Source organism: Streptomyces sp. NPDC127177, assembly GCF_042672475.1.
Lineage (GTDB): Bacteria > Actinomycetota > Actinomycetes > Streptomycetales > Streptomycetaceae > Streptomyces.
In genome coordinates, this window is the sequence record NZ_JBHXUW010000054.1 from 1 (window position 1) to 12,245 (window position 12,245).

A 12,245-nucleotide genomic window follows, 5' to 3' on the forward strand; every position below is an offset into this window, starting at 1 on the left:
ACACGGGACTTGGTGGTGTACGAGGCGGCGAACGCGGACTGCGTGGCCACCGGACCCTGATCACCGGCCTCCAGATCGACCGCATCGGTGATCACCCCGGAACCGATACGGAGCGCGAGCCGGGCCGCGATCTCCTTGGCCTCGGCCGAGGACGGCAGCAGCACCGCCGCCGGCGACACCGCGTCGTACGCGGCCCGCAGCGCATCCACCTTCGGCACGACGAGGTAGTCGGCGAACTCCGGCGCATCCGCGGTGAGCACCCGCACCGCACCGTGCTCGGCCAGCACCGCGACAGTATCCGCGGCACCCCCACCCAGAGCGAGAGCGACCGGCTCACCGATACGACGGGCGAGCGTCAGCAGCTCCAGCGTGGGCTTGCGGACGGCACCGTCCACGTGGTCGACATAGACGAGAACTTCAGCCATGGGACTTCAATCTCCTGCGTGCGAAAGAGAGTAGGACGACAAAGGGAACAGAGCAGGACTCAGATGAACTTCTGACCCGCGAGGAACTCGGTCAGCTGCTTGCCGCCCTCACCCTCGTCCTTGACGATCGTGCCCGCCGTACGGGCCGGACGCTCGGCCGCCGAGTCGACCGCGGACCAGGAACCCCCCAGACCGACCTCGCCCGCCTCGATCTCCAGGTCCTCCAGATCCAGGGACTCCACCGGCTTCTTCTTCGCCGCCATGATCCCCTTGAACGACGGATAGCGGGCCTCACCCGACTGATCGGTCACCGACACCACAGCCGGCAAGGACGCCTCGAGCTGCTCACTGGCGGAGTCACCGTCACGACGGCCCCTGACCACGCCACCCTCGACCGAAACCTCCGACAGCAGCGTGACCTGCGGAACACCCAGACGCTCCGCGAGCAACGCCGGAAGGACACCCATCGTGCCGTCCGTCGACGCCATACCGCAGACCACCAGGTCATAACCGGACCGCTCGACAGCCTTCGCCAGAACCAGAGAGGTACCGATCACATCCGTACCGTGCAGATCGTCGTCCTCGACGTGAACCGCCTTGTCCGCACCCATCGACAACGCCTTGCGCAACGCGTCCTTGGCATCCTCCGGACCCACCGTGAGCACGGTGATCTCCGCATCGTCCGCCTCACCGGCGATCTGCAGCGCCTGCTCGACCGCGTACTCGTCCAGCTCCGACAACAGACCGTCGACATCCTCACGGTCCAGCGTCAGGTCATCGGCGAAATGCCGGTCACCGGTCGCGTCGGGCACGTACTTCACACAGACAACGATCCTCAAGCTCACGCCGGCTCTCCTCACTGGTGCGGTTCGTCGTCCGACTCTATGGCACTCAGTACCCTGAGTAAAGGTACGCAGTGCCGAATATCCGCTTCTGGTGCTACGTTTTCGCCATGACTGAGGACCGCGTACCAGCCAAGAAGCCGCCCATGCGTGACGTGCTCGCCGAGGCGGCCTTCGGGCTCTTCATGGAACGTGGCTTCGAGCGGACCACGGTGGACGACATCGTCGCCAGGGCGGGGGTGGGGCGCCGTTCGTTCTTCCGGTACTTCCCGTCCAAGGAGGATGCGGTCTTCCCCGATCACGAGCGGTGTCTCGCCGACATGATCGCGTTCCTGGAGGAGGCCGGTGACGGCGATCCGGTGGACACGGTGTGCGACGCGGCCCGGCTCGTGCTGAGGATGTACGCCGCCAATCCGGAGTTCTCCGTCCAGCGCTACCGGCTCACCCGGGAGGTGCCCGGACTGCGCACCTATGAACTCTCCTTCGTGCGCCGCTACGAGCGGACGCTCTCCGGATATCTGCAGCGGCACGGTGCGAGCACCCGGGACGCGGCGCTGCGTGCCGAGGTGATCGCCGCCTCGGTGGTCGCGGCGCACAACAACGGCCTCCGGTCCTGGCTGCGTTCGGGCGGACAGGGTGATGCCGGGGCCGAGGTCGACCGGGCGCTCGAAATCGTCCGCACGGTGTGGGGCCGGGCGCAGGAGCGGCCCGCCGAGCCCGCCCCCGACGACGAGGTGATCGTGATGGTCGCGTCGAAGGGCGCCCCCATGTGGCGCGTCGTGCAACGCATCGAATCCGCTCTGGGCGAGGGCTGAGCCGCCGGCGGAAACCCTTCACAAAGTCTTGGCACTCAGTACCTTTACGTGCTGGCACTAAGTGCCATACGGTGCCGGTGTGCCGTCGCCGGAGGTGCGGCGCACCGAGTCGAGCGCGGGAGGCGGAGACGTGTTCAGTACCGGAATCGACGTAGGGCGTACGACCGGCGGCGCGGCGGAGCCGCACACCGTGGAGGGGCTGGTCTACCAGGTGTGTCGATGGTGCCGCACCGCCTCCTTCCGCAAACTCCTGTGCCCGGTCTGCGCGTCGAGCGACCTCGACCCGGAGCGCAGTGACGGCCACGGTGTCGTCGTACGGTCCAGTGTCGTGAACCGTTATTCGCGGGTCATGCGGAACGAGTCCCTGGTGCGCTTCCCCGAAGGGTTCGTCTACCGGTGCCGGATCGTGGGTGCCGCGCCCCATCTCGTGAGCGTCGGCGACCGGGTCCGGCCCGTCGGCGGTGCGACGTCCGAGGCGGGCGAGGTGGTCCTCGAACTGTGCGATCCGCCGCTCACGGCAGGCTGGTACTGACACCGCGGGCCGCCGGGGCGCAGGGGGTGTCCCGAATGCTCCCGCCTGCCCCGTGGGCGGACGGCGCCACTTCCGGAACGGCCCTGGGAGTCACTCGACCCGCAGGACGTGCTTGCCGCGCACACCGCCGGCCTCGAGGGCCCGGTGCGCGTCCGCGATCTCCGCGAGCGGGCGGACGGTGTCCACGACATGGCGGATCGCGCCGTCCTCCGCGTGCCGGGCCAGCCGGGTGAGGAGTTCGGTGTCCGGGTTGCCGCTGAAGAAGCGCACGCGCCGGGAGCCGTGGACGGTCGAGGCGAGCAGATAGGTGAGGGAGGGGAGGGCGTTCTCGATGTCGAACGCCACGGCCACCATGCGCCCGCCCGGGGCCAGCAGTCGCCGGAAGGCGCGGTGTTCGGTGCCGACGGTGTCCAGGACGACATCGAAGGCGCCCAGTTCGGCCGGTCCGGTCGTCCGGTAGTCGAAGGCCTCGTCGGCCCCCAGCCCGCGGACGAAGTCGAGGTTCTTCGCCCCCGCGAGAGCGGTGACGTGGGCGCCGAGCATCTTGCCCACCTGGACCCCGACGCTGCCCACGCCGCCACTGCCTCCGCGCACCAGCAGCCGCTCCCCGGGCCCGAGGCCGGACTTGGTGGTCAGCGCGGTCAGGCTCGTCGTGCCGCCGGCCAGCAGCGAGACGGCCTGTTCGGGCGTCAGGTTCTCCGGGGCGGCCGAGATGTTCCGCGCGGTGACGGCGACGTACTCCGCCGCGCTGCCCATCCGCCGCGGCAGTACGCCCCACACCCGCTCACCCACCCGCACCCCGGTCACGGACGGGCCCAGCCGGGCGATCTCGCCGGCGAAGTCGATCCCGGTGCGCTGGGGGAAGCGACGCCCCGTCACCAGCCGCACCTTTCCGGCCCGGCCGTACAGCTCACCGCCGTTGACCCCGACGGCCCGGACGCGGACCAGCACCTCACCCGGCCCGACGTCGGGGACGGGCACCTTGCCCACGTACAGCACCTCCGGCGGGCCGTAACGGTCGAAGAGGGCGGCGCGCATCTCGTCCACGGTCGTGTCCTGCTCTGTCTCGGGAACCGGAAGCGGAAGGGAGTTTCCGCTTCCTTCTCCTCAAGCTAACAGCCTAAGTGGATGACACCTTCCACTTACCCTAAAGTGAGAGACATGCCTGTTCAGCCCTCTCGGAAGACCTCCGCCCAGGACGGTGCGACCCCGTCGGTAGCCCCCTCCGCCGGACTTCGGGCCGACGCCCGGCACAACCGCGAACGCATCCTCGAAGCCGCCAGGGAGGCCTACGCCGCCCACGGGATCGACGTGCCCGTCACCACGATCGCCCGCCGGGCCGGCGTCGGGGTCGCCACCCTCTACCGGCGCTTCCCGACCCGCGCGGCACTCGTCACGGAGGCCTTCTCCGAACAACTCGCGCTGTGCGTATCGGCCCTGGACGACGCACTCGGCGATCCCGACCCCTGGCGCGGTTTCCGCACCCTCATCGAGAAGGTGTGCGCGATGCAGGCCGCGGACCGGGGCTTCACCGCCGCGTTCCTCACCCGGTTCCCCGATGCCGTCGACTTCGACGACCGGCGCAGCCGCGCCGAGGACGGCATCGGGCGGCTGATCCGGCGCGCCCAGGAATCCGGGGAGCTCCGTGCGGACTTCGCTCCCAGCGACATCACCCTCCTGCTCCTAGCGAACAGCGGTGTCGCCGGGGGTACCCCGGAGGTCGCGGCGGCCGCGTCCCGGCGGCTGACCGGCTATCTGCTCCAGTCCTTCAGGGCCGGCGGCGCCGCGCCCCTGCCGCCGCCGGCGCCGCTGGAACTGAACCGGATCCACCAGTCCCCGCCCGGCCCGTGAAACCGGCCGCCGTCACGCCTCCGGATACCGCGGCACGGCGAGGATCCGGCGGTTGCAGCCCGTGGCGCGGTCCAGCTCCAGCTCGTCGAAGACCGTGTTGAGGTTCTTCTCCACCGCGCTCAGCGAGATGTGCAGCCGCTGCGAGATGCCCGCATGCCCGCGTTGGTATGGCTGCCTCCGTACTGCGGTTTCCCGCAAGCTGCGCGCCGGGGGGCCGGAGCCGGGAACCCAGGGGCTGTTCCGTAACCCCGGAACCGGCGCCGACGGGCCCCGTCCGCGCCGCCCACCCGGCCCCCGGGACACGCGCGGGCCCGGGTGAACACGGGCTCACTGGCCCCGTACAGGTTCGTCGGCCATACTGCCCGCCGTGGAGCAGCGCATAGATCCGAACACTCAGCCCGCGTACGCCGCAGGGACAGACCCGGCGTACATCCCTGGTCTCACGGCCCCCCGAGCCACCGAAAAGGCGGACGAGGAGCCGGAGGGGACCGAGGAGCCCGCACCCGAGGACGTCGCGTCCGACGGCGCCGCCGATGAGGCCGTGTCCGAGGACGCGGAGTCCGACGGCGAGGCCGTCGCCGAGGCGGCGGACGACGAGGAGGACGAGAACGAGGACACGGACACCGACGCGGAGGCGGACGGTCCCGCGTTCGAGGTGAGCGACCGCCGCGGTTCGATCGCCGCGGACCGTGAGGGCATCCGGTTCACTCTGGACGACCAGGAGGCCGACTTCCGCTGGGACGAGATCGGCGCGGTGGAACTCAAGCCGGCCCGGTTCGGCCGCCGGTTCACGGTCACGGTCCACATGTCCACCAGGCGCTGGTTCAACGCCGAGGTGGAGGCGGCGGCCCGGAGCAGCCTCAAGGAGTGGACGGAAGGCTTCGACGCGGTCCTGGACGCCTACTTCGAGGAGTCCTGACCGGCGGGTTCCGGTGCGGCACCGTCCGGGCCGAGCAGAGCGTCGAGGACGTGCGGCCAGGCGGCCGCGCCGAGCGCCGCGTCGGCCGCGGCTGAACCGCCGTACCGGAAGGTGACGGACGCGGGCGCGGGGCCCTCGCCGGGCAGCCGCGGCCGGTGTCCGGCGTCGGCGCGGGTGATCAGCCGGACGGGCCGACCGGCCGCACGGCGCCGGGCGGCCAGTTCCTCGGCGTACGGCAGCGAGGGCCACATCAGGTCGTCCCCGCCGGCGACCAGCACGAGGTCGGCCGCCGACCGCTCCACCGGGACGGCCGCGGCAGGAGCCAGGCCCGCATACGTCCGCAGGCTCTGCTCGTACGAGCCGAGGATCGAGACGGGGGAGCCCTCCGGCTCGGAGGGCTCCCAGGCGTCGTCGTAGGGGACGAACGGCAGCGGTTCGCCCCGCCAGCTCCACGAGGACCGCTGGGGCCGCGTCAGCCCGTCCCGGCCGGGACCCACGTTCGCCCAGGTCACCGCCGTGGGGGAGAGTGCCACCACGGCATCGACGCCGGGCTGGAGCACGGACAGGTGCAGCGCGGCCTCGGCGCCCTTGGAGATGCCGAGGACGCCGACGCGGCGCGCCCCCTCCGCCCGGAGCCGGTCGAGCGCGGACACGAAGGTCTCCAGGGGGAGTTCGCAGATGCCCGGCGGCTGGCCGGGGCCGCCGAACCAGCGGATCGAGAGGGCGGTGACGCCCTCCCGGGCCAGCAGCCGGCAGCGCTCCTCCTCGACGCGTCCGCTGGACCCGGCGAGCACGAGCACCCCGATGTCGCTGCCGTGCGCGGGCGAGGCGCGGAAGCCCGTCCAGGCGTCCGCGCCGTCGCCCGGTGCGGCGTGCACCTCGTGCTCGGTGATCTCCGGCATCAGGCGTCGGCCAGCACCACGGAACGGGTCAGGTGGCGGGGGCTGTCCGGGTCCAGACCGCGGGCGGCGGCGCGGGCGATGGCCAGCCGCTGCACGCGGACCAGTTCGGCCAACGGGTCCAGTGCGCTGTCCACCCAGCGGGCGCCGGTCTCCAGGACCTGCTCGCGCAGGCCCTCGGGGGCGGTGCCGAACATCCAGGTGGCGGTGCCGGTGGTGGCGATGCTGATGGGGCCGTGGCGGTACTCCATCGCGGCGTACGCCTCCGTCCAGGACAGCGAGGCCTCCTTCATCTTCAGCGCGGCCTCGTTGGCGAGACCGGCCGTCCAGCCGCGGCCGAGGAAGGTGAACTGGGTGCAGTCCAGGAGCCCTTCGGGCAGTGGCTCGGCGAGTGCGGCCTCCGCGTCGCGGACCACGGCCTCGGTGTGCAGACCGAGATGGGCCCGCAGCAGCGTCAGCAGTGTGGTGGCGAACCGGGTCTGCACGACGGACTGTTCGTCGGCGAAGTCCAGGACCACGACCGCGTCGGCCGATGTCATCACCGGGGTCCGCGGGTCGGCGGTGACGGCCACCGTCGGGGTGACGCCGCGCAGCCGGTCGAGGAGTTCGAGCACCTCGGTCGTGGTGCCGGAGCGGGTCAGGGCGACGACCCGGTCGTAGCGGCGGTTGAAGGGGAACTCCGAGGCGGCGAAGGCATCGGACTCGCCCTGTCCGGAGTCCTCACGGAGCGAGGCGTATGCCTGAGCCATGTAGAACGAGGTGCCGCAGCCGACCACGGCGATACGCTCGCCGGGCGCGGGCAGTACGGCCGCCTGGCTCTGCGCCAGATCCGCGGCACGGCGCCAGCAGTCCGGCTGGCTGGCTGTCTCGATCTCGACAAATGACACTTTTGCACTCCGTACTGGTGATGGGATGCTCGTTAACGCACGCTATACGGGATGTGCAAGCATTATCAAGCATTCTTCTTGCATCAGACTTGACTCGCCGGGGCCTTGTGCGACGCTTGCGCGAGTCCGGTGACCGTGCCCAAGGGGATGGGTGCCCGCAGCCCGGACCTGTAAGGAGAACTCACTTGTCCAGGGATTCGCGGTGGAACGCACTGCTGGAACTCGTCGGTAAGCACGGCCGGGTGGACGTCGAGGACGCCGCCAGGACGCTGGATGTCTCGGCCGCGACCATCCGCCGCGACCTGGACCAGCTCGCCGAGCAGCAGCTGCTGACCCGCACGCGGGGCGGCGCGGTCGCGCACGGTGTCAGTTACGAGCTGGCCCTGCGCTACAAGACGGGGCGCAACGCCCCGGAGAAGCAGGCCATCGGCCGCGCCGTGGCCGAGCTGGTGGCGGTCGGTGAGGTGGTGGGGCTGACCGGCGGCACCACCATCACGGAGGTGGCGCGCTCGCTGGCCGTGCGCTCCGACCTGGTCGGGGACGGGGCCGGCGGGGCGGCGGGCCAGCCCACCCTCACGGTGGTCACCAACGCCCTCAACATCGCCAACGAGCTGGTGATCCGGCCGCAGATCAAGATCGTGGTGACCGGCGGGGTGGCCCGGCCGCAGTCCTACGAGCTGACGGGGCCGCTGGCCAGCGGTGTACTGGGTGAGATCACGCTGGACGTCGCGGTGCTGGGCGTCAACGCCATCGACACGGAACGCGGCGCCTACGTTCACCATGAGGGCGAGGCCAGTATCAACCGGCTGCTCGCCCAGCAGGCCCAGCGGGTGGTGGTGGCGGCCGACTCCACGAAGATCGGCAAGAGGGCCTTCGCCCGGGTCTTCGATCTCGGACTGGTCGACTTCCTGGTCACCGACAAGGGGATCACGCCCGAGGCGGCCGCCCGCTTCACCGAGGCCGGCGTCACGGTCGTCGCCGTCTGAGCTCCGAACGGCGGGCCGTCGCACCCACGGGGTGTGGCGGCCCGCCGTTCTGTGTGCCCGCGCCCACCCCCGGCGCACGCCGCAGTGTGCTGGATCATGCACCGATGCGTGCTTGATCGAACACGACCAAGCATCCAGTGGTCGGTCCGGCGTGAATCACTGTGGCGGTGGTGGCCGTTTTGCGGGCGTTCTGTGCCGCTCCTGTGTCCATGTCGAACACCCAGACGTCCCGTGATGCTGCACGCAGTGACTTCTCCCTGCCAATAGATGTTCGTTACCTCTGCGAAATGAACAACTATTGCCATCCGGGTGCACCGTCGTGAACTATGTGCCTGTCGCCGCGAAGGAGCACCGGCCACACCTCTTCCGAGGTGTGTGCTGCCTCCACGTATGCGGGACGTTCTCTCGCTCCATCAGCCCTGGAGGTGCCTGTGACGATGGCAGATGCGCCGGTCACAGCAGCGCGGCCGTCCGTGCCGCAGCCCCGCGACCCGGACGGCGCGGACCTGCCCGCCGGGAAGAGGCGCAGGAAGAACCGAATACGGCAGCCGCTCCGGTACCGCCTGAAACGGGACAGGGCGCTTCTGCTCCTCTGCCTGCCGGGTGTTCTGTACTTCGCGCTGTTCTTCTACCTGCCACTCGCGGGCAATGTCATCGCCTTCCAGGACTACCAGCCGTTCCTGGGCTTCAAGCAGAGCCCGTTCGTCGGGCTCGCGAACTTCACCGCACTCCTCGCCGAACCGGAGTTCTGGAGCGCGGTCTCCAACACGCTCCAGATCACCGCGATCCAGCTGCTGCTGTACTTCCCGGCACCGATCGCACTGGCCCTGCTGCTCAACTCGCTGATCAGCGAGAAGATCAAGCGGTTCATCCAGACCGTCGTGTACCTCCCGCACTTCCTGTCCTGGGTCGTCGTGGTGGCCATGTTCAAGCAGGTGCTCGGCGGCGCGGGTTCGGTCACCACCCTGCTGATGGAGCACGGCGTCAGCATCGGCAACGTGATGACGGACCCCGGCACCTTCAAGCTGCTGATCACGGCGCAGGCCATCTGGAAGGACTGCGGCTGGGGCACGATCATCTTCCTGGCGTCCATCGCATCGATCGACATGGGCCAGTACGAGTCCGCCGCGATGGACGGCGCCGGCTGGCTCCGCCGGATCTGGCACATCACCCTGCCGGGCATCCGGCCGGTCATCCTGATGCTGCTGATCCTGCGGCTCGGCGACATCCTCTCCGTCGGCTTCGAGCAGATCCTGCTCCAGCGTGACGCGGTCGGCCCGGACGCCTCCGAAGTCATGGACACCTACGTCTACTTCCACGGCGTCGTGGACGGCGACTGGGGCATGAGCACGGCCGCCGGTCTGATGAAGGGCGTCATCGGATTCGCCCTCATCCTCGCCGCCAACAAGCTGGCCCACCGCTTCGGCGAGCAGGGAGTCTACCGATGAGTCAGCAGTCCGTCGCGACCCGGCTGCGCACCGCCCGGACCGTGACACGTCCCCGCGCCTCCGACGGCAGGCCGCCGTGGATGGAGCGCCCCCACTGGTACGGACAGGGCGCGAAGGCGGTGGCCCTGGCCGTGCTCACCGTGATCGTCCTCTACCCGTTCGTCCTCGCCATCGGCACCAGCCTGGCAGGACGCGAGGAGCTGAACGCCAACGGCGGATACGTACTGCTGCCGCATCACCCGACGCTGGAGGCGTACCGCGTCATCCTCTCCGGCGGCGTCGTCACCCAGGCCGCGCTGGTCTCCATCTGCATCACGCTGATCGGCACCGCGCTCAGCCTGGCGTGCACGGTGATGATCGCGTACGGGACCTCCCGCCCGGGAACGGTTCTCGGCAAGCCGATCCTGCTGCTGGTGCTCGGCACATTCCTCTTCGCTCCCGGCATCATCCCGACGTACCTGGCGGTCCAGCAGTTCAAGATGCTGGACACCTACGCGGCGCTGATCCTTCCGGTGCTGCTCAACGCGTTCAACATCGTCGTCGTCCGCTCCTTCTTCCAGAGCATCCCCGAGGAGCTGTACGACGCCGCGCGGATCGACGGCGCCGGTGAGGTCACGGTCCTCTTCCGGATCGTCCTCCCACTGTCGAAGGCGGTGCTCGCCGTGGTCGGCCTGTTCTACGCGGTGGGGTACTGGAACAGCTTCTTCAACGCGGTGCTCTACCTCAACGACGCCGGCAAGTTCCCCATCCAGGTGATCCTGCGCAGCTACGTGCTCAACGGGCAGAGCATCAACGCGTCGGCCATGGGCGTCCATTCGGTGCCGCCCGCGACGTCCTTGCAGATGGCCGTGCTGATCATCGCCATCGTGCCCATCTTCTGTGTCTACCCCTTCCTGCAGAAGTTCTTCGTCAAGGGCGTCCTCACCGGGGCGATCAAGGGCTGATCCGCCCGCCCCACATCGCCGTCACGCACCCCACACCCTTCAAGGAGCCCCATGTCCACCACCTTGTCCCGGCGCGGTTTCATGGGCGCCGCGGGAATCGCCGGCCTGACCGTGGCCGGACTGTCGACCCTGAGCGCCTGCGGCAGCGGCGCCTCGGTCAGCAAGGGCGGTGCCAAGGCGTCGGCCAAGCTCAAACTGCCGGCGTACGTGGCCGCGCAGACCGCTCCCGCCGACCTGGCGGGAAACGCGGCCGGTCTCGACGCCACCTATCTGCGCTACCCCAAGGCCCTCACCAAGTCGGTGGCCAAGGCGCCCGGTGACGGAAGCCGCATCACGGCCCTCACCGAGACCTTCACCACGCCCGCCCCGCCGCAGGCCAAGAACGCCTACTGGCAGGAGCTGAACAAGCGCCTCGGAGCGCAGTTCGACATGACGATCGTGGTGGACCAGGGCGTCGACGCCTACCTCACCAAGTTCAACGCCATGATGGCCGGCGGCGACATACCCGACCTGGTCTGGTTCCCGCCGAACCAGGGCATCCAGCGGGTTCCGGAGCTGCTGGACGCCAAGTTCCACGACCTCACCGAGTACCTCTCGGGCGACGCGGTGAAGGACTACCCGAACCTGGCGAACCTGCCGACCACCGCCTGGAAGACGGCCGTGATCAACGGCAAGATCCGCGGTGTCACCGTGGCCTACGGCTCCATGGGACAGGTCTACGTCGTCAACCAGGACTTCTGGAAGCCGGTCGGCGGCGCCGAGTTCAGCAGCGCCGAGGACTTCCTCGCCAAGGGCAAGGAGCTCCTCGACGCCAAGCGCAACAAGTACGTCCTGGAGCCGGAGTACGTGAACCACATCGGCATGTTCGGCCAGTGGTTCGGTGCGCCGAGCGGCTGGCGGCTGGCGGACGGCAAGCTGACGCACATGTACGAGACGGAGGAGTACCAGGAGGCCGTGGCCTTTGCCGTCAAGGTGGCCAAGGCCGGTCTGTTCTGGCCGGACCCCAACCTGAGCACCACCATGGAGAAGATGGCGCAGGGCAGCCTCGGCGCCTATGTGCAGTCCTTCCCCAGCTTCCTGGTGGACGCCAAGACGTACGACTTCCCGTTCGGCGTCATCGTGCCCTTCGCCGCGAAGGCGGGCGCGAAGCCGCGCTACAGCATGGGCTACGGCTCGGTCGGCTACACCGCCATCAACAAGAAGGCGGACACCGAGCGCGTGAAGATGCTGCTGGGCGTCATGGACTACCTGGCCGCCCCCTTCGGCACCGAGGAGCGGCTCTTCCTCGACAACGGCGTCGAGGGCAAGCACTTCACCCGTACCGCGAAGGGCGACGTCAAGCTCACCGCCAAGGGGAACTCCGAGGCGGTGACCACGGCGATGCCGCTGGCCTTCCTCGCCGCGGGCCCCGAGTACATCTATCTGCCGGGCCGGCCGGAGCTGGCGAAGAACATCCACGGCTGGCAGCAGGAGCTCCTCAAGATCAGCCAGACGAACCCGACGAGCGGCCACTTCTCCGACACGTCCACCAGCAAGAGCCCTTCGCTCACGACCGCCATGGCCGACTGCCAGAAGGACATCATCGCCGGACGCAAGCCGCTCTCCGCCTACAAGGAGCAGTTGCGAAAGTGGCGTTCGGACGGCGGCGACAAGATGCGCGCCGAGTTCGAGGCCTCGCTCGCCGGCAAGTAGCCCCG

The 12,245-nt window shown here is 69.5% G+C and carries 13 protein-coding genes and 1 pseudogene; 8 read left to right on the forward strand and 6 right to left on the reverse strand.

The genetic code is table 11. The features are described from left to right. Positions 1–425 (reverse strand): annotated as a pseudogene (locus ACFVJX_RS27800) (electron transfer flavoprotein subunit alpha/FixB family protein); the annotation flags it as partial. 59 nt (positions 426–484) lie between these two features. Further along, the gene (locus ACFVJX_RS27805) at positions 485–1,270 is read right to left on the reverse strand and encodes an electron transfer flavoprotein subunit beta/FixA family protein (RefSeq protein WP_384314483.1); all 786 of its coding nucleotides are present in this window, start codon (positions 1,268–1,270) and stop codon (positions 485–487) included. A 107-nt stretch (positions 1,271–1,377) separates the two neighbouring features. Here ACFVJX_RS27805 and ACFVJX_RS27810 point away from each other — a divergent pair, with 107 nt between their 5' ends. Further along, positions 1,378–2,082 (forward strand): TetR family transcriptional regulator, encoded by a 705-nt coding sequence (locus ACFVJX_RS27810; protein ID WP_384132117.1) that lies wholly within the window; start codon positions 1,378–1,380, stop codon positions 2,080–2,082. 130 nt (positions 2,083–2,212) lie between these two features. Further along, complete coding sequence (locus ACFVJX_RS27815; protein ID WP_384132131.1) at positions 2,213–2,614, forward strand: zinc ribbon domain-containing protein; 402 nt, start codon at positions 2,213–2,215, stop codon at positions 2,612–2,614. 90 nt (positions 2,615–2,704) lie between these two features. On the opposite strand, the gene ACFVJX_RS27820 is transcribed toward ACFVJX_RS27815, so the two are convergent. Further along, positions 2,705–3,652 (reverse strand): NAD(P)-dependent alcohol dehydrogenase, encoded by a 948-nt coding sequence (locus ACFVJX_RS27820; protein ID WP_384132128.1) that lies wholly within the window; start codon positions 3,650–3,652, stop codon positions 2,705–2,707. Positions 3,653–3,775: 123 nt separating this feature from the next. Here ACFVJX_RS27820 and ACFVJX_RS27825 point away from each other — a divergent pair, with 123 nt between their 5' ends. Beyond that, positions 3,776–4,465, forward strand: coding sequence for a TetR/AcrR family transcriptional regulator (locus ACFVJX_RS27825; protein ID WP_384132114.1), 690 nt, complete (start codon positions 3,776–3,778; stop codon positions 4,463–4,465). Positions 4,466–4,477: 12 nt separating this feature from the next. Here ACFVJX_RS27825 and ACFVJX_RS27830 read toward each other — a convergent pair whose 3' ends face one another. Further along, positions 4,478–4,663, reverse strand: a complete 186-nt coding sequence (locus tag ACFVJX_RS27830; RefSeq protein WP_384132112.1) for a hypothetical protein — start codon at positions 4,661–4,663, stop codon at positions 4,478–4,480. Between the two features lie 169 nt (positions 4,664–4,832). Between ACFVJX_RS27830 and ACFVJX_RS27835 the strand changes: the two genes are divergently transcribed. Next, positions 4,833–5,384: a hypothetical protein gene (locus ACFVJX_RS27835; RefSeq protein ID WP_384132110.1), complete on the forward strand. Its 552-nt coding sequence runs from the start codon at positions 4,833–4,835 to the stop codon at positions 5,382–5,384. Here the strand turns inward: ACFVJX_RS27835 and ACFVJX_RS27840 are convergent. Both ACFVJX_RS27840 and ACFVJX_RS27845 read right to left on the reverse strand, forming a co-directional pair. Continuing rightward, complete coding sequence (locus ACFVJX_RS27840) at positions 5,366–6,286, reverse strand: acyl-CoA thioester hydrolase/BAAT C-terminal domain-containing protein (protein WP_384132107.1); 921 nt, start codon at positions 6,284–6,286, stop codon at positions 5,366–5,368. The genes ACFVJX_RS27835 and ACFVJX_RS27840 overlap by 19 nt on opposite strands. Then, the gene (locus ACFVJX_RS27845; protein ID WP_384132103.1) at positions 6,286–7,170 is read right to left on the reverse strand and encodes an SIS domain-containing protein; all 885 of its coding nucleotides are present in this window, start codon (positions 7,168–7,170) and stop codon (positions 6,286–6,288) included. The genes ACFVJX_RS27840 and ACFVJX_RS27845 overlap by 1 nt, the downstream gene beginning before the upstream one ends. Before the next feature lie 185 nt (positions 7,171–7,355). Here ACFVJX_RS27845 and ACFVJX_RS27850 point away from each other — a divergent pair, with 185 nt between their 5' ends. The 4 genes from ACFVJX_RS27850 (at position 7,356) to ACFVJX_RS27865 (ending at position 12,240) form a co-directional block, all read left to right on the forward strand. After that, positions 7,356–8,156, forward strand: coding sequence for a DeoR/GlpR family DNA-binding transcription regulator (locus ACFVJX_RS27850; RefSeq protein ID WP_384132100.1), 801 nt, complete (start codon positions 7,356–7,358; stop codon positions 8,154–8,156). 437 nt (positions 8,157–8,593) lie between these two features. Beyond that, positions 8,594–9,604 (forward strand): ABC transporter permease, encoded by a 1,011-nt coding sequence (locus ACFVJX_RS27855; RefSeq protein ID WP_384132097.1) that lies wholly within the window; start codon positions 8,594–8,596, stop codon positions 9,602–9,604. Beyond that, positions 9,601–10,548: a carbohydrate ABC transporter permease gene (locus ACFVJX_RS27860; RefSeq protein WP_384132094.1), complete on the forward strand. Its 948-nt coding sequence runs from the start codon at positions 9,601–9,603 to the stop codon at positions 10,546–10,548. Before ACFVJX_RS27855 ends, ACFVJX_RS27860 begins: the two co-directional genes overlap by 4 nt. A 51-nt stretch (positions 10,549–10,599) precedes the next feature. Then, entirely contained in the window at positions 10,600–12,240 is a 1,641-nt protein-coding gene (locus ACFVJX_RS27865; RefSeq protein ID WP_384132092.1) for a hypothetical protein, read from the forward strand. Positions 12,241–12,245 lie beyond the last annotated feature (5 nt).